We start from the raw sequence: 22,193 nt of genomic DNA, 5'->3' as shown, positions 1-22,193 counted from the left end.
AAATTGAATGTACCCTGGTGCCAGAACCAGGGTACATTTTTAAACTCAAAGAATTTATGTGTTTGCAAAGATCTAAAACATTCATTGTTCGCCAGATGTCAAAGCAACCGGAGGTAGTCATGAATAAAGCACTAAGAAATCCATTGGTATTTTTCCTTTTTATTCTTCCAGCACTGATCTTGTTCACGATGTTCTTCATCTATCCCATCTTTAGTTCAATCTATTACAGCTTTACTAGCTGGAATGGGGTATCTGAAACAGTCAAGTCTGCCGGAATCAGTAATTTTGAGAAGGCATTAGGAGACGAACGATTCTGGATATCTGTCAAAAATAACGGTTTCTTCATTCTTTTCTCCTGTTTTGTACAGGTGCCGTTAATCATATTCTTCTCGTTATTGATATCAAACGTAAAGAAGCTAAAAGGCTTATATAAGACAGCGGTCTTCATGCCTTCCATTATGTCTACAGCAGTTATCGGTATTCTATGGGGCTTCATTTATGAGCCCAACATTGGACTTTTAAATAAGGTTCTTGGCTTAGTTGGTATTGATCCACTTTACTGGCTGTCGGATGAAAGATTCGCAATGTTATCCATCTTGATCACGAATGCTTGGCAATGGACCGGATTCTACATTGTAATGGTCCTTGCAGCTATTCTGTCGATACCGGGTGAATTGGATGAAGCAGCTGCCATTGATGGCGCAACGGGATTCCAACGTGCTACACGCATCACGCTTCCGCTTATCGTTCCAATCATCTCTGTCGTAATCATGTTATCCATCGCAGGGGCAATGAAAGCAGCGGATATCGTCATTGTAATGACTAAGGGTGGACCTGCTGGTTCAACCGATGTTATGGCAACCTACATGATTAAATATGCAATTACGAACTTTAAATACGGGTACGGTAATGCCATCGCAGTCCTGATCTTTGTATTTACACTGGTGGTTACAGCCGTTTATCAGCTGCTGATAGCCCGACGCACAGAAAGGATTGAATACTGATGCCACGCGCCCTGAAAAAAAGTCTGCCACACGTCGCGCTTTTATCTTATCTACTAGTTATTCTATTTCCTTTCCTGTTCGTGTTATTCTCCTCTGTGAAAAAGGATAACAATGCAATAGCACTTAACCCTTTTGGGATTCCAAAGGAGTTCGTCTTCAATAACTACGTTGAAGCTTGGGTAAATGCCAAGATCAGCACCTACTTTTTTAACAGTTTGTATATTTCCATATTGGCTTCTGTAGTGTCTATCATTCTAGCGTCTATGTTTGCTTTTGCAGTTACTCGGATGCGCCAGGGCAAATGGAATACGATTTTGTTCACCTTAGTTATGGTGGGAATGCTCATTCCAAACAACGCATTGATGCTTCCTATTTATACGATTGTGCGTAAGATGGGGATTCTGAATACGCACTGGGCGTTGATTATCCCTTATATCGCGAATGCAATTCCATTTACGATAATAATATTGGCTGCATTTATGCGCTCGTTGCCTAGGGAAATTGAAGAGGCAGCGGTCATGGATGGGTTGAAGGCACCAGGTATCTTTGCTAAAATTATTGTACCTCTAACCGTACCTGCCATGGTTACTGTATTCATTGTTAATTTCCTGGGCAATTGGAACGAATTCTTGCTGGCAAACTACTTCCTATCGAATGATGAACTACGTACGCTACCAGTGGGTATGGTTCAATTCCGTGATCAATATCAGATGAACTATGCACAAATGTCAGCGGGTATCGTCTTCAGCGTTCTGCCAGTAATTGTGATTTATGCGATTTTACAGGAAAAAATTATTGAAGGCGTAACAGCGGGTGGCGTAAAAGGATAACTTTTTTTCTCAGTCAGGAGCACTAGCCGATGAATTTGCGCTATAAATTATTTACGGCATTTTTGGGCCTGATAATCATTCCCTTATTTATTCTAGGCATGCTTATGTTTTTCGTGACTTATAACTCTATTGAGAAGAAGTACAGTCAACAGTCGGAATACTCGCTCAAAGCAATTAGTTACAGTATTTCAAATGTGTTAAAAGATATGGATAACGTTACAGACAACGGAATTGCTACCTCGGTTTTTCATATGGCACTTAGCGCAGAAGATCCTTCTAATCAAGATTTGACTGATGCTGAGCAACTCAATTTGAATGCAAGCCAGCGCAATTTCCGTAGTCTGTTGTTTAACCATCCATCGATTAGCTATGCTTTTTTATACAATTTTAACGGTAGAGGTAACTCTGAAATCGTGTCGCTTTTTAATAAGGAAAATTTCCGAACGCTACCCTATGATACTTTTAAGAAAAGTGATTTGTACCAGGAAGTAATGGATTTGAATGGCGTGCCGAAATGGCTGGCTCCTCATGAGTATCCCGAGCTTACAGGAACTGAACCTGTGTTTACACAAATTCGACTCGTGAAGGAACTGAGCTTCTTTCAGAACATAGGTATCCTTGTTGTACAGATCAAAAATTGGGAGTTCGAATCGATATTTCGCAATTTAAAAATTGGGGATAGCAATCAGGATGTTTCGTTTATGCTTGTAAATGATGACGGAATGATTCTATTCGACCCAGATCAAAAGCTGGATGGACAGGATATTCAGTCATTCGCGAATAAAGAGATTACCTTTGAAAAAGGGTTTCAGAGTTTTAAAACGGAGTACAACGGGGAGAAAAGTATTCTTTCTATGTATCATTTGAAAGATTATCCTTGGAGTCTAGTGTCTGTAACTTCATGGAACTCTTTGTCTCATGAAGTTACAGTATTTTCTCGCTGGTTTGTTGGGGTTATCTTCCTTTGCTTTTTGGCAGCGGTGATCTTCAATCTATTCTTTATGAATCGCATTACTGGTGCAATAGCCGTAATTGTTCGTTTTATGCGACGTGTTGAGGATGGAGATCTAACTTCGCGGGTAGAAGTGAAGGGGAATGATGAGTTAACGCTTCTTGGTAAGGGCTTTAATGATCTTATGGATAAAATTAACCGATTGTTTAATAGAATCCATTTGGAACAGCGTCGCAAGAATCAAGCCGAGATGCGTGTTCTACAGGCTCAGATTAAACCGCATTTTTTATTCAATACGTTAGAGTCGATTAATGTTCTGGCTATACAGAATGAAGGCAAGAAAGTCAGTGAGATGGTTTACCGACTGGCAAGTATTTTACGTATTAGCATTCAGGATCGAGAAGAAATTACACTGGATGAAGAGATTAAACATCTGCGCAATTATTTGGATATTCAAAAATTTAGATTTGAGGATTTATTTGAATACGATATTGATATCCCACAAGAATTGATGAGTTGCGGCATTTTAAAGCTTACTTTGCAACCGCTTGTAGAGAATAGCATTCAGCATGGATTTGAGGGTATTGATTACAAAGGTCAAGTTTCTGTGAAAGTTTGGGAGAAGCAAGGGGACTTAATTTTACGAATTGAAGATAACGGTATTGGAATTACACCATCTCAGTTGTCTGTTTTCCAATATATTGTGAATGATCCTGTGGAGCAAGAGGTTGAAGTTGAACGGGAAAACCGGATGAATCTTGAACGTAGAGGCCTTGGTATTCGCAGTGTAGCGGATCGCATCCGCATTGAATACGGTGACAGATATGGAATATTTATTTGTTCCAGTCCAGGATATGGTACTATCATTCAATGTGTCATACCTAAATACGAGCAGGGGGAAGATCATTATGCTAAAAGTATTATTGGTAGATGACGAAGCCCCAATTCTGAATAATCTGAAGAGTGTGTTGCCATGGCAGGAGATGGGGATGGAGGTCGTCGGTATGGCGCGAAGCGGTATGGACGCCTTGCGCATTGCTGAAGAGGAACAACCCGATCTTGTGTTGAGTGACATTCGTATGCCAGTGATGGACGGGTTAACTTTTGTAGGAAAGCTGCGGGAATTGGGATTGGATAGTGAGGTACTGCTTCTTACCGGGTATCAGGAGTTCGACTATGCACGGGAAGCGATCCGGCTTGGGGTAAAAGAATACATTTGTAAGCCGATACATTATGAGGAGCTTGGCAATAAGGTACGTGAGATCGGAGCTAATATCCGTAGTAAACAGTTTAAGAATAAACTGTATAATAGCATCCCTCTGTTTCAGGAGATTCCTGAAGTAGACAATGGTAAAAAAACGCCGGATCAGCTGATGAACTTGGCCGCTCAATACATCACTGAACATCTTCATTCAGATATCGGGATTGAGGAAGTGGCGAATAAGATCGGGATTAGTGGCAGTTACTTCTGCCTCTTGTTTAAGAACCGTTTTGCAATGACTTTCGTGGAATACGTAACACAACAGCGAATTGAAGCTGCCAAGTTTATGCTTACTAACAGCGATAAGAGCATTACGGTGATTGGTTCCGGAGTCGGTTATCAGGAACGGCGTTATTTCACGAAGGTATTTCAGAAGCAGACGGGGATGTCTCCTAAGGAGTATAGAGATCGATGCCGGAGCGAAGTGTTATGAGGTCGGCGGCGTATGGTGAGGTTTAGCGTCACTGCGAGGAATGTCTGTTACTCAGCATGGTGAGGTTAGTGTCACTACAAGGAATGTTTGGACTTCCGGTCGCTGTTATCCTCGGATTTCTTGATTGGAAACCGCTGCTCGCGGTTGAAATCCGAGGATAGCATATGCTTCCGAGGTAGCCTTCCAAGGAAAGCTTTTAGGCGAACGCTACGCTCCTACAGTTCCAAACTTCCTTTCCGTTCCTTTTCCCTCACCACACTTCGTTGTGGGTATGGGGTCGTCCCACTCCTTCGGGTGTGGGGACTCCTTAGGGGAGTGAATGGATTATCGACCAGCCTGCGGCTGTAATTAATTAAATGATTTTAAACAGTAGAGATGATTATCCTTAGTTATTAAGGATAATCATCTCTTTTTTTATAGAAATATAATATGTTCCCTATACTCCCATAATTTATCATATGTTTTAATTAGAGTGTAAGAAGGATGTGCACGGTGATAGCCGAACAAGCGTGAAAAAGGCTCTAGATTGGGATGATGGGGAAATGGGGGAACAGAACATGAGTGTGACGAATCTTTCCGTCAGCTTGTCAGAAGTAAAAAAACGCGGCAGAGGGAGAGTGCCGAATTTTCTGAGAGTGATGAAGAAATATTGGGTGTTCTATTTGATGATGCTCCCAGCCATTATTATTCTGATCATCAACAACTACATACCGATGTTAGGGACGGTAATTGCTTTTAAGGATATCAATTACCAGAAAGGCATTCTAGGCAGTGATTGGGTCGGGTTCTCGAACTTCAAATATTTATTCTCTACAGAGACGGCTTGGATCATTACAAGAAATACCCTATTGTACAACACTGCGTTTATTGTACTCACACTATTTTTTTCACTGGCTTTTGCGATTATGTTCAACGAAATGCGCAGCAGATGGCTATCAAAATTCCATCAGAGTGCAATGTTTCTCCCATATTTTCTTTCATGGGTCGTCGTCAGTTATTTAGTATACGGCTTTCTGAGTGCAGAGCACGGGTTCATGAACAAGACACTGCTTCCGTTCTTTGGGGTAGATCCAATTGAATGGTATTCGCAGTCGCAATATTGGCCGGGGATTCTAGTGATAGTAAAGCTGTGGAAAGAGATTGGCTATACGACGGTCATTTATATGGCTGCGATCATCGGCATAGATCACGAATATTATGAGGCTGCGCTGATTGATGGAGCTTCTAAATGGAAGCAGATACGCAAAATCACGCTGCCACTGATCAGTCCGGTTATTATCGTAATGACGCTGTTGCAGATTGGTAGGATTTTTAACGCAGACTTCGGATTGTTCTTTCAGGTTACTAGAAACGCAGGAGCACTATACTCCACTACGCAAGTTATCGATACCTATGTGTATCAAACCTTCCTGGCGATTGGTGATATTGGGATGTCCTCTGCCGCGGGTCTCGTTCAATCTGTTGTAGGATTTCTTCTGATATTCTTAGCGAATCTAGCCGTACGACGAATAAGTAAAGATGATGCATTATTTTAAAGGGAGGTGGGCGTGTTGAGCCAGACAGAAACTGCAATCGGGCCGTCGGGTCGTACAGGAAAGAGAACTAAACGGCAAAGACAACCCAATGAAATTTCTAATATCTCCAATTTGTTAATTAATATATTCTTCTGGATTTATACAGCGATTTGTGTGGTGCCATTGATTCTCGTAATTATTGTATCGTTCTCAGATGAACAATCTGTTGTGCAGCACGGCTACAGCTTTTTCCCGAACAAGTGGGATATCTCGTCATATGAATTTCTGCTAAAAGATTACTGGCAAATCATAGATGCGGCTGCCGTTTCCTTATTTGTGACGGTGGTTGGAACGATTCTGAGTCTCGTAATTATGGCAATGTATGCCTACCCTATCTCACGTGGGGATTTTCCACATCGTAATTTCTTTTCGTTCTTTATGTTTTTTACACTTTTGTTTAATGGAGGCTTAGTACCTTGGTATCTAGTTTATACTCAAATGATGCATTTGAAGGATACGCTATGGATTCTAATTATGCCACTGCTGGTCTCAGCATTCTTTGTAATTATTTTACGAACATTTTTTGCAAATACAATCCCGCCAGCACTGGTTGAGTCTGCTAAAATCGACGGGGCACCGGAGTTTCGGATCTTCGTTCAAATCATTCTGCCTTTGTCGTTACCGGTGCTAGCTACAGTAGGATTATTTCAGACCTTGGCGTATTGGAATGACTGGTATCTCAGCTTGATCTTCATTTCACCCGAAGGGCATGTCAATCTACAGTATTTAATGTATAAGACGATGTTGAACGTTCAGTTCCTGACTGCAAGCCCTCAAGCGATGGCTGCCTTAGCTGCACAAGGTGTAGAAATCAATCTGCCGACCGAGACGGTAAGAATGGCAATGGCTGTTATTGGGATCGGTCCTATCGTATTCGTTTACTCCTTCTTTCAAAAGTATTTTATCAAAGGGCTTACGGTTGGTGCTGTTAAAGGCTAATGAGGATTGGAATGGCTTCATTCGGCGCTCTATGCAAGTGTGTGAACGTCCGATTCAGCATATATAAATATTTTGAGGGAGGTTATGGTGTACATGAAAGCTATTCGAACAAGCGCACTATTAACGCTGATGCTTATCGTGGTACTCAGTCTTAGCTTAGCTGGATGCGGAGGAAATAATGAAGGGGCTTCACCAGCGCCAAGTGAAAATGCAACCGCTACTAATGCTGCGGCAACAGATGAACCCGCTGCAGATCCAACAGCCGAACCGGAAAAGAAATTAGATCCTTATACTGTTAAGTTAATCTATGTCGGTGCCGTTCAAAAGGATGAGCAAGTTGTAGAAGACGCTATCAATAAGCTTCTGGAACCTAAAATTAACGCCAAATTGGATATCGCACCGATCGACTGGGGTCCATGGGACAATGATGTTAATCTGAAGATTGCCAGTCAGGAGAAATTCGATATTATTTTTACAGCCCAATGGAAAAATTATGTAACCAATTCAGCTAAAGGTGCTTACCTCCCACTTAATGATGATAACGGCAAGTACGGTAATCTATTAAATGAATATGGCCAAGGGATTCTTAAAAATCTCGACCCGCAATTCTTAAAAGGTTCTGCGATCAATGGTGTGAATTATGCTGTTCCTACGAATAAGGAGCTAGCAGCACAAGGCGGGATCGTTTATCGCTCCGATATTGCGGATGAACTAGGCATTGATATGTCGAATGTAAAGACCATTCAAGAATTGGATGCCGTGCTCAAAGTAGTAAAGGAGAAGAGACCAGACCTAACCCCACTGTACTTCAAACAAGGAGAGACCTTTAATTCCCAGTACATGGCGCAATACGATACGCTTGGTGATGCTTCAATTCCGGGCGTTCTGCTTAAGGATTCATCGGATATTAAAATTCTATCCATGATTGAACTGGACCGTTATAAAGAAATCATCAAGCTTACTCGTGAATACATGAAGAAAGGTTACATTAACAAAGATGCGGCCGTGGCCACAAATTCTACACAAGATGCAATGAAGGCCGGTAATGTCTTTATGACAGTACAATCACTTAAACCTGGTAAAGATAGTGAATTGGCTAATGCTACAGGTTTGGTCGGAAAACTGAAACAAATTGCTTTTAACGAACCGACGATTTCTACTAGTGATGCAGCAGGATCAATGTTAGCGATCTCCGCTTCCTCGGGTGATCCAGCTCGTGCCATGATGGTATTAGATCTTTTGCACACGGATAAAGAAATCAATAATCTGCTCGTATTTGGTGTAAAAGGTGTCCATTATGATGTCGTTAGCGGCGATACGATTAAAGCTACTGAAAAAACGGGTGACTATAATACTGCTGCCGCCTGGATGCTTGGAAGCCAATTCCTGAATCCTGTATGGGAAAGTGAAGCTCCAGACAAATGGGAGCAATTCAAGGCCTTCAACTCCAAAGGTAAAGCTTCTGTTGCACTCGGTTTTAACTTCGATGCATCCTCTATGAAGACTGAAATAGCAGCTTGTAAAGCTGTAATGGATGAATACGACATCAGTTTGGATACGGGTTCTGTTGATCCCGATACCGTATTGACTAAGTACGCCGACAAGCTGAAGAAAGCCGGACTTGATAAGATTATTGCAGAGAAACAAAAACAACTAGATGTTTTCTTAGCTGCTCAAAAATAAATACTTTAATTGAAACTAAAAGGCTATCTCCGGCATGATGATTACTGTGCTGGGGATAGCCTCTATTGTGCGTTCGATGAATAGGTTAGCGGAAAGAAGTATCTATTTTCTGTGCCATCTGAATGGCAAGTGACCAAGCCTGCCCGGGATCTAGCTTACCTTGCTCGGCTTTGGTTAAATACTCGAGCATATTTGTTTCTACATCGGCGTGGTGCGGGCCGTAGTAGGTGGGAACTACTTCTTGTGCTGCTGTAGAGAGGACACGTCCAACCTCAGAATTGGGAAAATAAGGATCAGACAGGTTATGGATCTCGGGATCATCATAAATTTCGGGCGTGGAGGGAAATGCCCCTTCTGACTTAAATGAAATTAGCTGTTGTGCGGGCTCGGTTAACCATTTGATAAGCGCGAATGACTCCTCTGGATGACTGCCTGTTCTAGGCAAGGTAAGGACGGAACCTCCTCGATTAGCGCTATTTCCTGGGATGGTCGTTACATTCCATAATCCGCTGGCTGTTGGAGCACTACTCTTGATATGATCAATCATCCAAGCCGGACAGAGCATCACTGCAAAGTCGCCGTTTAGCAGACCTGCGCCCCAGCGCTGTGTATCTACAGCAATACCTGCGGATAGATTCAGCCGCAGAGCTTGAATTGCAAAGTCCCAGGCCCCTTTTACTGCTGGATTATTTCCTATGATCAGTTCTTGTGTAGTGGGGCTGTAATATTGAAGCTTGGACTGGCGTAAAAGGGTTAGATAAAGATTCTCTAAGTCATTGACAAAGGCTTTGCCTGTTGCCTTATGAACTCTAGTGCCTGCCTTGAGGAATTGATCCCAAGTTTGGATTCGCTTTGCTACTTCCTCTGGTTTGGTAGGGAGTCCAGATAATGCGAAAATGTCAGTCCGGTACAACATAGCGTAGGGACCAATATCAGTCGGTAATCCGAAGATGAAATCATTACCGAGCACCTCCTGCCACTTCCAACTCAGAAATTGATCCTTCAGACCATTCGCTCCAAATGTAGTAAGGTTATAAAAATAATCGGGGAACTGCTTGAAACGATCCAAATAGCTAATATCAATGGCCGCCACATCAGGGGAGCTATATCCTGCTGCGAATGAAGTCTGCAGCTTGGCGGGAAGCTGTGTGGAGGTAGAGGTCTGAATATGAATTTCTAGCTCGGGATGCTGCGTTTGATACTCGGCTATAAGCGGCTCAAGACCCGATCCTGCGGTAAGCCAGATGTTCAGCTGGATCGGGTCTTGCAGGTCGATATCTTCCTTGGAAGGAGAGATCTGGCAACCGCTTGTATGAAGAAGCAATCCAAAGCTTAACAGGACAGTCATCAACTTAGTATTCACATGCAAGAGAACGCACCTCGTCTTCATTTGTTGTGCTTCTGAAATTCCTGAGGAGTCATACCCATGTATTTCTTGAATATGAGGCTGAAGTACGCAGGATCTTTAAAGCCAACTAATTCGCTAACTTCGTAAACTTTGAACGTAACATTATTTAGCAGCTCTATTGCTTTTTGAATACGAAGCTTGGTAAGAAAACTGGAGAAGCATTCTCCTACATCGTCTTTGAACAGACGGCCCAGATAGGTTGGATTCATGTATAATTCATCTGCAATCATTTTGAGAGAGAGGTTCTCTTGGAGTCGCGAATTCATTGCCTCAATCATCATTGAGATTGCCCTGCGAGTAGCCTTCACCTGTAGTTGTTCCGTAAGCTGTGGGGAAGCTGAGCACATGGATACATCACTATAATAGATAACGGGTCGGGTACTATTCTTTTTGAGCTGTTGGCACGCCTGCAGACTCTCATGATAAGCTGTTGCGAGGGCTCCAAGATCATAGTGAGGGTTGGAGACACCCGCGCTGAAAGGCGATTTCAAGATGCTAGACAGCTTTATCATCATTTCCTGAGTAAGCGCCTCATCGATTCTTTCGGATTGTTCATGGGGATAAAACAACATGATTATCGCTTCTTGCTCCTCTTGAATGCCGACAACGTTAGCGTATAGCGCAAAACACTCTTCTAATATATTGATTACCGCTGCATACATCACTTGTTCGGACCAGTATTGTGGCATAACATCACCTAGGTGATTTACAGTTACGACGACAAATGAATGAAAGGGTGGTATGAGCTGTTCTTCAAAATAAGGCAATGGAATGCCATAAAGTAGATCTGAAAGACGTTTCTCTCGCAGATTCTTTTCTCGCAGCTGCGATACTTGCCTATGTTGCTTTTTCAATTCCAGCCGTTCGTACACACTTGTTACGACTTCGAGAATATTTTCGACTGAGTTTGGTTTGACCAGATATTCTCGTACACCGTACCGAATGGCTTGGCTGGCATAGGAGAAATCCTGATAACCTGTGAGCAGAACCGTTTCAGTGTCAGGATAACATTCATGGATATGCTTAGAGAGCTCGAGTCCATCCATGCCGGGCATTCGTATATCTGATATTACGAGATCGACTGCCTGCTCTTTTAACAGTTGTACAGCTGCTAATCCATTCTCTACTGAACCAATGATGCTAAAATTCTGGTTCGCATTTCCCAGCATTTCTGACAGAGAACGTCGAACAAAACTTTCGTCGTCAACAATTAACACATTCATCACTTCGCCCCCTACCCTTGATCGAACTGTAATGGAACAGTGACTTTTACTAGTAAGCCTCCGAGATCGCTTGTGGATAAATGAAGGCCAAATCCATGTCCATAGATTAGTTCTATACGATGATTCAGATTGGAGAGACCAATACCGGTGTGAAGCAGCTTCTCCGGAGTGACCTCACCACTGATTAAGGCCTCTGCCATTCTTGCCTCGCTCATGCCTTCTCCGTTATCTTCTACTGTTAGCACAAGTGAGGTGCCTTCACTATAAGCTCGAATACGTATGAGCCATACTTCCCGTAGCGTAGGTTCAAGTCCATGCGTGATAGCATTCTCTACAAGGGGCTGAAGGGTTAGCTTCATAAGCTGCCGATTCATGACCTCAGGATTCACATGTAGATCAACCTGTAGTTTGTCCTCGTATCGTAGCTTTTGCAGATAAATGAATCGTTCTAATTGTTGTAAATCCTCCTCTACCGTAACAAATTCTGATCCACGATCAATGCTGTAACGAAGTAAATCGCTTAGTGCGAGCACCATCTGTGACTCTTCTCTCATGCGTTTATTAGCTAGTGACCAATAGATGGTATTCAAAGTGTTGTAGAGAAAATGAGGGCGGAATTGTGCTTTAAGAGCTACGATCTGAGCTTGTTTTTCAGTGATTTGTTTGCTTGAGAGGTCAGCAATTGTATGGTCCAGGTTTTGAAGCATGGAGTTATAGCTTGAGTATAGAATAGCCATTTCTTTGTTCATGGTTGTTTTTACAAACGGCAGTGTGGTTCCGCGTTCAACGTTGCTTAGCTTGGTTGCAAGATTACGAAGCGGTTTAGACAGTGTCCAAGAGAAAAAGAAGGTGAACAATAGCGCTGCGGCCATCCCCAACAAGCCAATTAAAATAATATTTCTGCGAATGCCATTTAAATCTTTAACAGCTTCTTTAGAATCAATGTAAGCAAAAACGCTCCACTCGCTGTAGGGGGAATAGGCGTAGGATACGTACATATTGCGGGAGTTTATGGTATGTGGGATGATTCGTGCTTTATGGTTGCTGAACTGATTTAGAAGTCTATCATCCATATACAGCCCAATCTCATTTGGATCGGTGGAATAGACAATGGTGTTGAAGGAATCAACAATTTGGATTTTCTCATTCTTACCAAGGTGAAATTGGCTGACAGCGTTATGGATGACCTCCACAGGAAGGACAAGAAATAGAGTTCCTAAACGATTTAGAGCATTCCAATTATTAATTTGCCTAGCTCCCATGACCACAGGGATCGTACCGTTCTGCCATACATCTGCACCAAACCAGACCATACGGCCGTTATTCTGAGCGATAGCCGGAAACCAATAGGCGCTGCGGATTTCCCTCTCGCTGTCCCAGATTACTTTTAAGGAACTGCTATTGGTATATACCTGATTATCTGAAAGTCCGAGCAGCTTGAACTGGATATCATAGTTGATGGAACGTGTCTGTTGATCTATGTAGCGGGTGATATCCATAGCGTCTGTATGAGGGGTGCGGGATTCTGCTAAGTCTCCCAGTGTTTCTTGAATCAAGGGACTGAACATAATCGTAGATGAGAGTTTGTCGTTATCTTGAAGAATAGCGTCCATTTTACCTTGAAGCTGTTTGACGGATTCTAGAATATATTGGTTCGACCGGTTAAGAACAGCTTGGGATGACGAACGGTAGGATAAAAAAATTGTAAAGGCTACGATAGTAAAGATGATTAGTGAGAAACCTATGATTAATTGAACGAGGATGGAGATTTTCTTGGACATGTCATCACCCGCATGAAAAGATATTCTTCCATACATTGTAACAAAAGCAAATGAAAGCGAATATACCTTGCCGTAAAATACACATATTTATATGGATAATCTCATATTTTTCGGGTAGCGGATGAAAGGCTGTCTTTGCTTGTTTTAATACTGGGTTAATCTTTCTTTACTTTAAAATGAAACTTTTTGCGGTCGGATGCGTCTAATACTATGTTTTGTTATAACGAACGTGGCAAAAAGCAATTCTTCCGCTCCGCTGAGAGCGGTTGCGTTTTTGCGGGGAATATAAGAGGAGTATGAAAAAGACAGAGACCTACTTATATTTACAAATAGGAGCAGAGGAGTCATATCATGGATTTAAAGAAATTAACGTTAGTTGCTGTTTTGGCCATATCTCAGGCCGCCTCGGCAGTGCCGGCTTTTGCTGAAGCTGGCAATAATACCTCAGGTAATACGAATGCAGTAGGAGCAGCAGCTACATCTGTTATGGATGTAATGCCAGAAGCTACTGATCCATTGCCGCCAATGCCAACTGAGGTACCAGGGGGAGTAGTATCACCTACACCAACTCCAACTCCAATTCCTGGAGGGACAACTGAACCTACGACAACGACTGAACCTACGACAACAACCGAACCTACATCAACAACTGTACCAACTGCTACGCCGATTCCTACTGCCACACCTGAAACCACTACACAGCCTACACCAACGGATGGTGTTCGTGCTGCAGCTAGTAATCAGCTTGTACTTATGATGAACAGCAACAAAATGTACCAAAACGGCGTTGAATATTTGGCTAATCAGCCAATGGCCGTGAAGAATGGGGTCTCATACGTTTCGATCCGAGCTATGGTAGAACGCGTAGGTGTGAAATACATTTACGATTATAAAACGAAAGAGACCATTGTTACCAAAGGAAGCGACGTAATGCGCTTTAAGACGGACAGTAAGATTTATTCCGTTAATGGTAAAAATGTGACGATGAAAGGTCCTGCTTATCAATTCAAGGGTACATTCATGGTTCCTTTGACGTCCATCACCGGGGCATTAGGCATTCCTTATACCGTTGATAACGTGCAAAAACGAGTGATTCTTACGCTGAACACGAAGCCAAAAGCTTCTTTTACAGTGCCAACTGAAATTTATGCTGGTGATCGTGTGAATTTCGTGACTTCCAGCTCTTCACCGAATGGTACGGCCATTGTCGATCAAAGCTGGGAAGGAAATAAGCAAGATATCTATGATACACCAGGATTTTATGTAGTATCCTATTCCGTTATGGATGCGAATGGACAGTGGAGTGATCCTTACTCTGTGACCATCAATGTACTTAAACCAAATACACCGCCAGTCGCTAATTTCACGACAGACAAAGATTCTTACAAGATGGGTGAAATGATCACTTATTCGGATCTGAGCAGCGACCCAGACGGTGATCCAATTGAAGTGACTTGGACGAACAAAGCAGAAGCTTTCTTTACACCAGGTCCAGCAACAGTCGCTATTCAAGTAAAAGATTCACATGGCGCAATCAGCACTTTTGAGAAGACCATTAATATTTCAGATGAAGTCTTGTACAGTAAAGAAGATTTCTATAGATTATTCGGTGCTCCAGGTAGCGTATTTAACATCGACGGATCGATGGTTCCAACTTGGCAGAAGGTAGCCTATAATCTCTCTTCTGAGCCTTATACCCTTATCCGCAGTAACAGTCCAGAAACAGTGAATACGGAAGGGATTACTTACAAAGAAACATCATTCGGCGGAACTCGCTTCTTGGTTCACCACAAGAATAATATGAATATTAAAACGAAGGTGTATGTGATTGCTAAGAATAACAATCTGTACCCTACGACAATTACAACAGAGTATGTAGGCTTTGGCGGTCCAAGTTCATTTCCAGAAGGCACTGGTAAAATGTCTGTAGAACGTTACTGGAAGTCTATGATTACTAGGGAACATTATAAGACAACGGTCCTTCAGCCAGGAGAAAGCGTCTCGATTCTTACGGATCTAAACAAAATTGCCATGAAACCAGGAGAGATTGTATCCCTCCAAGCGGATTTATTTAGCGATTATCCTATTGAATATAATGTCATGATGATCGAAGCGAATAAAGATCCTCTAACTACACTTCCTACACTTCCAATATTGGATCGTGATGGGGTGCATAACCGAGGAACTTATGCTGATTCTACACGCATCATCACGGTTACCGACGAAGTAGGAACAACTCCTGCGAGACTTCTTCTTGGTGACAATTTGAGTGATTTGAATTTGACCGGTGTAGACCCAATGAATGGTACTGAAGCATCCAATGCAGGTAATTTCGGCGTGTTATACAAAATTAAATTCGATCGTGTTGCACCTAACTCATTGATTACATTTAATCCACGTGGCGGTAATTACATGGGACCTGTCATGGTTAATGGTCAAATTGTACACATGCCGACATCGGGAAGTCTCTCATCGGCTGACATGAACAGTGTGATTTATCGTACTGGTGATTATGGCGGCTCCGTGGAGATCTTGTTTACAGCAGCTTCCGGTAGTAACTTGCCGGTGAATTTCCTGGTTACACCACTGCCAGCGAAGAAATAACAAAAGGTCAATCCTTTAAGTTTTTTGGGATTCACCTGAAATAAAAGTCCGGCTGAATATTCCGCTAAGGAATACACAGCCGGACTTTTTGTGTTTAAATGTATGATTTTACTCTGATGAGCGCTCATACGCTTGGTTGTTTCATTGACGGGGCATTTATTTTGGGGCATTATTAAGAGAGTGAAGCATAAATGAAATGAACTGAAATGTTATGGGAGATGAGCGTATGCTGTCGACAGAACAAATATTAGAGGTCATGTCGGGGCAAGGTCTGCGAATCACCGACCAACGCAAAACGCTTGCCAAGTTATTCGGCGAGAATAAGGGTTATTTGTCAGCGAAGGATGTCTATGAGCATATGGGCCGCAAGTATAGCGGACTTAGCTTTGATACCGTGTACCGTAATCTGCGTGTAATGGAAGAGCTTGGTGTACTTGAACAAATCGTCTTCGAAGACGGAGTGAAATTCAAGGGAAGCTGTAATCATCAGGATCACCATCATCATATGATCTGCCTTCAATGCGAGAAAACCTACCCGATTAATTTCTGCCCGATGAATTTAACGGATACACCTGATCAATTCCGGGTAGTCAAGCATAAATTTGAGGTGTTCGGTTATTGCAAAGAATGTGAAGAGAACCGGGAAGAAGAACTAGTCGCAGCAGCTAATCACAAAAAAGGGGTCTAAGGATGGCTACCCTTCGTAGAACGATTCAGGCTCCTATTCGGGTGTACCGCAAGTACATTTCCCCGATTAAGCCTGCTACTTGTCGCTTCTATCCAACCTGCTCGGCCTATGCTCTGGAAGCTATTGAAGTCCATGGTCCACTTAAAGGTTCATGGCTTGCTGCCAAGCGGATTGCTAGATGCCATCCCTTCCATCCAGGGGGACTTGATCCGGTTCCACCTCTTGAGGAACACCCGACCAAGAAGGATTCTGCTCGTGCGACTTGACATGAGCCCTTGCCATTGGGTATATTCACAGGTAATAGTATGAATTCCGAGGAACGGATGAGTAAATCGGTACGTCCATTACAGAGAGCCGGAGCGAGCTGAAAGCCGGTATGGTGCGTTAGATTGAATATGGTCCGGGAGGAACTGTGTTCGAGCGGGAACTGCAATTGATGTTCACGTAAGATAACGGCGTGTTCCAGCGTTAATGGACAGTTCCCGAGAGGGAACTGGCGAAGCCTGTTCTCTGTGAAGAGACAGGAAATTTGGGTGGTATCGCGTGAGTTATACTCTCGCCCCATTATAGGGGCGGGAGTTTTTTGTCTTTTTATGAAAGAAAGGATGATTAATCAATGAGCGAGAAGAAAACTTTTTACTTAACTACACCTATCTACTATCCGAGTGATAAGCTGCATATTGGACATGCTTATTCTACCGTAGCTGGAGATGCCATGGCCCGCTACAAACGTCTACGCGGCTATGATGTAAGGTATCTTACAGGTACAGACGAGCATGGTCAAAAAATTGAACGGAAGGCAGAGGAAGCAGGTAAAACCCCTCAGCAGTTCGTAGATGACATCGTTGTTGGCATTAAAGAATTATGGCGCAAGCTAGACATCTCCAATGATGACTTTATCCGTACTACGGAAGAACGTCATAAAAAGGTTGTTCAGGATATTTTTGATCGACTGCTCAAGCAAGGTGACATCTATAAAGGCGAATACGAAGGCTGGTACAGTATTCCAGATGAAACCTTTTATACCGAAACGCAATTGGTTGATATCGTTCGAGATGATAATGGCGTAATCATTGGTGCAAAAAGCCCTGATAGCGGCCATCCCGTTGAGCTGGTGAAGGAAGCGAGTTATTTCTTCCGGATGAGTAAATATGCAGATCGATTGCTGAAATTTTATGAGGAGAATCCGGAATTTATTTTGCCGGAATCCCGTAAGAACGAAATGATCAATAACTTTATCAAGCCTGGTCTGGAGGATCTTGCGGTTTCCCGTACGACTTTCGATTGGGGTGTTAAGGTTAAAGGCGACGAAAAGCATGTAGTGTACGTATGGATTGATGCGTTGACAAACTACATTACTGCTTTGGGTTACGGTTCTGAGGATGGCAGTCTGTACGATAATTTCTGGCCTGCAGATGTACATATTGTGGGCAAAGAAATCGTCCGTTTCCATACCATTTACTGGCCAATCATTCTAATGGCGCTGGGTGAGCCTCTTCCGAAAAAGGTGTTTGCGCATGGCTGGCTGCTTATGAAGGATGGCAAAATGTCGAAATCCAAAGGGAACGTAGTTGATCCGGTTACACTGATTGATCGTTACGGCCTGGATGCGCTGCGTTATTACCTGCTACGGGAAGTACCATTTGGTTCGGATGGTACATTCACACCGGAAAGCTTTGTAGATCGGGTTAACTATGATCTTGCTAATGACCTTGGTAACCTGTTGAACCGGACAGGTGCGATGGTAGAGAAGTATTTCGGTGGAGAGCTTCCAGCGTATGAAGGAAATGTAACAGCATTTGATGGTGAGCTTCAAGCTGCGGCAGAGAATACTTATGCCAAAGTAGAAGAAGCGATGGAAAAAATGGAGTTCTCCGTAGCGCTAACAGCTATCGGGATCTTTATCAGCCGCACCAATAAATATATTGATGAGACACAGCCTTGGGTGCTTGCTAAGGATGAGAGCAGAACAGCTGAGCTCGCTTCCGTAATGAGACATCTTGTGGAAGGTCTTCGCACCGCTTCCATTCTACTGCAGCCGTTCTTGACGCAAACCCCAGCGAAGATTTGGGAACAGCTTGGCATCGAAGTTGGTGAATTAACGACATGGGACAGCGGTAAGACCTTTGGTCTGATTCCGGCAGGAACAAAGCTGGTGAAAGGCAACCCAATCTTCCCACGCCTGGATGTGGAGCAAGAGGTAGCTTATATCGCCGAAGCCATGGGCGCTGGTAAACCGGCTGCTGAAGCGACCGAAGCAGCACCTGCGGCTCCTGCGGTATCCGAGCCTGAGGAAGAGCATAAAGAAGAGATCGGTATCGACGATTTCGCCAAGGCTGAGCTTCGGGTAGCTCAGGTCATTGCAGCTGAGCCTGTGAAGAAAGCCGACAAGCTGCTGAAGCTGCAGCTGGATCTGGGTTATGAGCAGCGTCAAGTCGTTTCTGGTATTGCGAAGTTTTACACACCGGAAGAGCTGGTAGGCCAAAAAGTGATTTGTATTGTGAACCTGAAGCCAGTGAAACTGCGTGGAGAATTGTCCCAAGGGATGATTTTAGCGGCTTCTAAAGGTGACCAGTTAACCATCGCTACAGTTCCAGACAGCATGCCTAATGGAGCTATTGTGAAGTAAGACTTGTTATGTACAACATATAAATGAAAATCTATATTAAGAAAGGGAGTGCTCCTTCAGCCGGGTAGGCTGTGGGAGCATTCCTTTTTTCAACGTATAAGCAGGGATAAAATTCAGAATCTTCTTATTAGGATTTATGGTTGACTTATCGTAATGATTACTATTATACTTCTAATAGTAAAGATTACGATTTGAGAGGGAGATCAATTTAATGGTTGCTATGAAGTCACGAATAAGTCTGCTTATACTTGCATTGGTGCTTGTATTTACACTCACTGCATGTGGACCTAAGAGCAGTGGAAATATAGTTGAAGGGAAAGTAAATGTTGTAACTACTTTTTATCCTATTTATGAGTTTACTCGGGAAATTGGTGGAGATGATATAAATGCCATTAATCTGCTTCCGGTTGGTGTAGAGCCGCATGATTGGACACCACGCAGTCAGGATATTGTCAACACCTCTAAAGCGCAATTGTTCTTGTACAATGGAGCAGGGCTTGAGGGATGGGTTCCTAATTTTCTAAAAGGACTTGATAGTAGCAGTAAAGTGGAAGCTGTTGAAGTAAGTAAAGGCGTTGATTTAATAATGACCGATGAAGATGACGGACATGATCATGGGGGAAGCGGCGAAGAGAATCATCATGAAGATGATGCTGATCATAATAGCCATTCTTCTGGGGACAGCCTTCATACGGACCCGCATACATGGGTAAGTCCGAAATCAGCGATCATCATGGCGCGCAATATAAATGAAAGCCTTCAATCTGTGGATCCGGAGCATAAAGATGGTTATGAAGAGCGTTACAATAAGCTTGCTGAACGTTTACAGGCTTTGGATAGTAAATTTGAACAGGAGCTTACCAAACTGCCTAACCACAAAATTGTAGTTTCGCACCAAGCTTTTGCCTATCTTGCCCGTGACTATAAGCTTGAGCAGCATGCGATTATGGGATTATCCCCAGATGCTGAGCCGCGTGGACAAGATTTAGTAAACCTGGCGAAGATGGTTAAAGAGGAGAAAATTCAATACATCTTTTTTGAAGAGCTTGTCTCCGATAAACTGGCTAAGACGTTAGCGGCTGAAGCTGGTGTGTCTACTATGGTACTTAATCCAGTAGAGGGCCTTACTACGGAGCAAGAAAAGAACGGGGATAACTACTTCACCTTGATGGAGAAAAATTTGCAAAACCTGATTATGGCTTTACAATAAAAAGGAAAGTATAAGGAAAAGGCGGTGCTAAAGCATGCAATCGGTATCCTTGGACTGCCATCAGCATATCATCGATATACAGGATCTTTCTTTTTCATATGGTGAACAGAAGGTGATCTCGAATCTTAACTATAGCGTAAGAGAACGAGACTTCCTTGGTATCATTGGTTCTAATGGCGCTGGTAAAACAACACTGATGAAGATGATCGTCGGTTTGCTTCCGGCTAGCAGTGGTGAAATCAAATTATTCGGAACGCCTGTCCGTAAGTTTAAAGACTGGGAACGGATAGGTTATGTTCCACAAAAGAACGCCTTCAACCCGCTGTTTCCAGCAACGGTGCGTGAAGTAGTACTATCTGGTTTGTATAACAATAAGAATCTTATTCGAAGAGTATCTAAGGCTCAGCATCGTCAGTGCGAAGATGCACTGGAAGTGATGCGAATACAGGATATTGCGGAGAAAAGAGTAGGCCAGCTGTCAGGCGGCCAGCAGCAACGTGTATTTTTAGCACGTGCGCTGATCAACCATCCGGATCTTCTGATTTTGGATGAGCCTACAGTCGGTATTGATGCTGAATCACAAGCAGGGTTCTTTGATTTAATTACACATATGCACGCCCATCATCATATGACATTTCTAATGGTGTCGCATGATATTGACATGATTAAGAATTACTTAGGGAATGAACCTGTGCAAACGAACGGTAAGATTAACTTTTTCTCCCGACACTCTCATGATTTGCAGAATTGTACAGAGGAGAACCTGCAGCACACGCTCTCTTAGGTCATAGTTGAGGGTGCCCTCGATTATTGGGGGCGTACATAGAGCTGGAGAGTGGAAATTAGAGATAATTATTCATTGTTTGGTGGCATTTCTATGATCTCAATCTTAATCTAATCCTTTCCGTATCTAAATAATGTGGCGCTGTAAGCGTGCCCCGTAAGGGGCGAAAGAGATCTTACCTCGCGCCATCTAAGTTCAGTAACCCCACCTCTACGCCAGTTGTCTTGACGGGTGTCCAGAGGGCAGAGCCCTCCCAAACCCTCCCTTGGAAGGGAGGGTTTGGGAGGGATCGAAAAAAGGTTTTAATAAAGCTTCTAAAAAAGTTTCAATTGTTCTACGGAGGAGAGTTAAAGTTGGAAATTCTATTTAGCGATTTTTTTCAGCGAGCGCTTGCGGGCGGTCTTCTGATTGGCATTACAGCGCCGCTTATAGGCGTTTTTCTTGTGCTCAGACGTTTATCTATGATTGGGGACACGCTGGCTCACGTCACGATAGCTGGTGTGGCCCTTGGTTTTTTAACAGGATTCTACCCGCTGGGAGCAGGTCTTATTTTTGCAGTGGTGGCCTCCTTTGCGATAGAGAAGCTTCGCAAGGCTTATAAGAGTTATGCAGAGCTCTCGATCGCGATAATTATGTCGGGCGGTGTGGCTTTAGCCTCACTCTTTTTCACCTTAGGAAAAGGTTATAATGCAGATGTTATGAGTTACTTGTTCGGTAGCATTTATACGCTGGACAATACCGATTTAGTCGTAGTAGGGATCGTAACAATAGCAGTTGTAGTAGTAGTTACGATGTTCTTTAAGGAATTCTTTTTGCTTAGCTTTGAAGAGGATGCAGCGAGTGTCAGTGGACTTCCAGTGAAGTTGCTTAACATGTTAATTACCATTCTGACGGCGCTTGTAATCAGCACAGCGATCAAAATTGTCGGATCATTGCTGGTATCAGCTCTACTGACCATTCCGGTTGCCATCAGCTTATTGTTGTCTCGAAGCTTTAAATCCTCGGTCATTCTATCCGTCATCATTTCGGAAATTGCTGTTGTAGGCGGACTAGTAGTTGCAGGAGTTTGGAATCTGGCCCCTGGTGCTACCATTGTGCTTTTACTCATATCACTATTAGTATTGACTTTGATTGGTAAAAAGGGTTTGCCAGCATAAACAGCGAATAAAATATAGGGTATGCCCTGAAGT

17 protein-coding genes are annotated in these 22,193 nt (G+C 43.1%); 14 read left to right on the top strand and 3 right to left on the bottom strand.

Annotated features, from left to right (window positions below; translation table 11 throughout):
• The first annotated feature begins 119 nt into the window (after positions 1 to 119).
• From L1028_RS06420 to L1028_RS06390, 7 genes are all read left to right on the top strand, one after another.
• The gene (locus tag L1028_RS06420) at positions 120 to 1,004 is read left to right on the top strand and encodes a carbohydrate ABC transporter permease (RefSeq protein ID WP_234532395.1); all 885 of its coding nucleotides are present in this window, start codon (positions 120 to 122) and stop codon (positions 1,002 to 1,004) included.
• The gene (locus L1028_RS06415) at positions 1,004 to 1,834 is read left to right on the top strand and encodes a carbohydrate ABC transporter permease (RefSeq protein WP_042129876.1); all 831 of its coding nucleotides are present in this window, start codon (positions 1,004 to 1,006) and stop codon (positions 1,832 to 1,834) included. Before L1028_RS06420 ends, L1028_RS06415 begins: the two co-directional genes overlap by 1 nt.
• Before the next feature lie 29 nt (positions 1,835 to 1,863).
• On the top strand, positions 1,864 to 3,720 hold the full coding sequence (locus L1028_RS06410) for a cache domain-containing sensor histidine kinase (RefSeq protein WP_234532394.1): 1,857 nt from the start codon (positions 1,864 to 1,866) through the stop codon (positions 3,718 to 3,720).
• On the top strand, positions 3,695 to 4,480 hold the full coding sequence (locus tag L1028_RS06405) for a response regulator transcription factor (protein ID WP_234532393.1): 786 nt from the start codon (positions 3,695 to 3,697) through the stop codon (positions 4,478 to 4,480). The genes L1028_RS06410 and L1028_RS06405 overlap by 26 nt, the downstream gene beginning before the upstream one ends.
• A gap of 509 nt (positions 4,481 to 4,989) precedes the next feature.
• On the top strand, positions 4,990 to 6,015 hold the full coding sequence (locus tag L1028_RS06400) for an ABC transporter permease (protein WP_341482489.1): 1,026 nt from the start codon (positions 4,990 to 4,992) through the stop codon (positions 6,013 to 6,015).
• Between the two features lie 15 nt (positions 6,016 to 6,030).
• On the top strand, positions 6,031 to 6,993 hold the full coding sequence (locus L1028_RS06395; RefSeq protein WP_234532391.1) for a carbohydrate ABC transporter permease: 963 nt from the start codon (positions 6,031 to 6,033) through the stop codon (positions 6,991 to 6,993).
• 93 nt (positions 6,994 to 7,086) lie between these two features.
• On the top strand, positions 7,087 to 8,676 hold the full coding sequence (locus tag L1028_RS06390; protein WP_234532390.1) for an ABC transporter substrate-binding protein: 1,590 nt from the start codon (positions 7,087 to 7,089) through the stop codon (positions 8,674 to 8,676).
• An 85-nt stretch (positions 8,677 to 8,761) separates the two neighbouring features.
• On the opposite strand, the gene L1028_RS06385 is transcribed toward L1028_RS06390, so the two are convergent.
• The 3 genes from L1028_RS06385 to L1028_RS06375 are packed head-to-tail and all read right to left on the bottom strand — an operon-like array spanning position 8,762 to position 13,088.
• The gene (locus tag L1028_RS06385; protein ID WP_234532387.1) at positions 8,762 to 10,039 is read right to left on the bottom strand and encodes an ABC transporter substrate-binding protein; all 1,278 of its coding nucleotides are present in this window, start codon (positions 10,037 to 10,039) and stop codon (positions 8,762 to 8,764) included.
• Between the two features lie 23 nt (positions 10,040 to 10,062).
• Entirely contained in the window at positions 10,063 to 11,307 is a 1,245-nt protein-coding gene (locus L1028_RS06380) for a response regulator (RefSeq protein ID WP_234532385.1), read from the bottom strand.
• An 11-nt stretch (positions 11,308 to 11,318) separates the two neighbouring features.
• Entirely contained in the window at positions 11,319 to 13,088 is a 1,770-nt protein-coding gene (locus tag L1028_RS06375; protein WP_234532382.1) for a sensor histidine kinase, read from the bottom strand.
• A 351-nt stretch (positions 13,089 to 13,439) separates the two neighbouring features.
• On the opposite strand from L1028_RS06375, the gene L1028_RS06370 reads away from it, so the two are divergent.
• The 7 genes from L1028_RS06370 (at position 13,440) to L1028_RS06340 (ending at position 22,160) form a co-directional block, all read left to right on the top strand.
• Positions 13,440 to 15,692 carry a copper amine oxidase N-terminal domain-containing protein gene (locus L1028_RS06370; RefSeq protein WP_234532380.1) on the top strand — a complete coding sequence of 751 codons (2,253 nt, stop codon included), beginning with the start codon at positions 13,440 to 13,442 and terminating at the stop codon, positions 15,690 to 15,692.
• A 226-nt stretch (positions 15,693 to 15,918) separates the two neighbouring features.
• The gene (locus L1028_RS06365; protein WP_042129860.1) at positions 15,919 to 16,380 is read left to right on the top strand and encodes a Fur family transcriptional regulator; all 462 of its coding nucleotides are present in this window, start codon (positions 15,919 to 15,921) and stop codon (positions 16,378 to 16,380) included.
• A gap of 2 nt (positions 16,381 to 16,382) precedes the next feature.
• Positions 16,383 to 16,646 (top strand): membrane protein insertion efficiency factor YidD, encoded by a 264-nt coding sequence (yidD, locus tag L1028_RS06360; protein ID WP_234532379.1) that lies wholly within the window; start codon positions 16,383 to 16,385, stop codon positions 16,644 to 16,646.
• Positions 16,647 to 16,996: 350 nt separating this feature from the next.
• Positions 16,997 to 19,009 carry a methionine--tRNA ligase gene (gene metG / locus L1028_RS06355; protein WP_234532376.1) on the top strand — a complete coding sequence of 671 codons (2,013 nt, stop codon included), beginning with the start codon at positions 16,997 to 16,999 and terminating at the stop codon, positions 19,007 to 19,009.
• Positions 19,010 to 19,220: 211 nt separating this feature from the next.
• On the top strand, positions 19,221 to 20,219 hold the full coding sequence (locus tag L1028_RS06350) for a metal ABC transporter solute-binding protein, Zn/Mn family (RefSeq protein ID WP_423803022.1): 999 nt from the start codon (positions 19,221 to 19,223) through the stop codon (positions 20,217 to 20,219).
• A gap of 34 nt (positions 20,220 to 20,253) precedes the next feature.
• The gene (locus L1028_RS06345; protein ID WP_042129853.1) at positions 20,254 to 21,003 is read left to right on the top strand and encodes a metal ABC transporter ATP-binding protein; all 750 of its coding nucleotides are present in this window, start codon (positions 20,254 to 20,256) and stop codon (positions 21,001 to 21,003) included.
• Positions 21,004 to 21,356: 353 nt separating this feature from the next.
• Positions 21,357 to 22,160: a metal ABC transporter permease gene (locus L1028_RS06340; RefSeq protein WP_060623240.1), complete on the top strand. Its 804-nt coding sequence runs from the start codon at positions 21,357 to 21,359 to the stop codon at positions 22,158 to 22,160.
• The last annotated feature ends 33 nt before the right edge of the window (positions 22,161 to 22,193 follow it).

The organism is Paenibacillus pseudetheri (genome assembly GCF_924513355.1).
GTDB lineage: Bacteria > Bacillota > Bacilli > Paenibacillales > Paenibacillaceae > Paenibacillus_AQ > Paenibacillus_AQ pseudetheri.
Note: the sequence above shows the minus strand (reverse complement) of the source record. Positions and strands in the feature narration are given on the sequence as shown.

What these genes read in the sequence shown, in the direction of transcription:
- L1028_RS06380 (WP_234532385.1), bottom strand. Translation starts at nt 11,307, where the DNA reads ATGAATGTGTTAATTGTTGACGACGAAAGTTTTGTTCGACGTTCTCTG.
- L1028_RS06365 (WP_042129860.1), top strand. Translation starts at nt 15,919, where the DNA reads ATGCTGTCGACAGAACAAATATTAGAGGTCATGTCGGGGCAAGGTCTG.
- L1028_RS06390 (WP_234532390.1), top strand. Translation starts at nt 7,087, where the DNA reads ATGAAAGCTATTCGAACAAGCGCACTATTAACGCTGATGCTTATCGTG.
- L1028_RS06350 (WP_423803022.1), top strand. Translation starts at nt 19,221, where the DNA reads ATGGTTGCTATGAAGTCACGAATAAGTCTGCTTATACTTGCATTGGTG.
- L1028_RS06375 (WP_234532382.1), bottom strand. Translation starts at nt 13,088, where the DNA reads ATGTCCAAGAAAATCTCCATCCTCGTTCAATTAATCATAGGTTTCTCA.
- L1028_RS06420 (WP_234532395.1), top strand. Translation starts at nt 120, where the DNA reads ATGAATAAAGCACTAAGAAATCCATTGGTATTTTTCCTTTTTATTCTT.
- L1028_RS06405 (WP_234532393.1), top strand. Translation starts at nt 3,695, where the DNA reads ATGCTAAAAGTATTATTGGTAGATGACGAAGCCCCAATTCTGAATAAT.
- L1028_RS06345 (WP_042129853.1), top strand. Translation starts at nt 20,254, where the DNA reads ATGCAATCGGTATCCTTGGACTGCCATCAGCATATCATCGATATACAG.
- metG (WP_234532376.1), top strand. Translation starts at nt 16,997, where the DNA reads ATGAGCGAGAAGAAAACTTTTTACTTAACTACACCTATCTACTATCCG.
- L1028_RS06370 (WP_234532380.1), top strand. Translation starts at nt 13,440, where the DNA reads ATGGATTTAAAGAAATTAACGTTAGTTGCTGTTTTGGCCATATCTCAG.
- L1028_RS06415 (WP_042129876.1), top strand. Translation starts at nt 1,004, where the DNA reads ATGCCACGCGCCCTGAAAAAAAGTCTGCCACACGTCGCGCTTTTATCT.
- L1028_RS06410 (WP_234532394.1), top strand. Translation starts at nt 1,864, where the DNA reads ATGAATTTGCGCTATAAATTATTTACGGCATTTTTGGGCCTGATAATC.
- yidD (WP_234532379.1), top strand. Translation starts at nt 16,383, where the DNA reads ATGGCTACCCTTCGTAGAACGATTCAGGCTCCTATTCGGGTGTACCGC.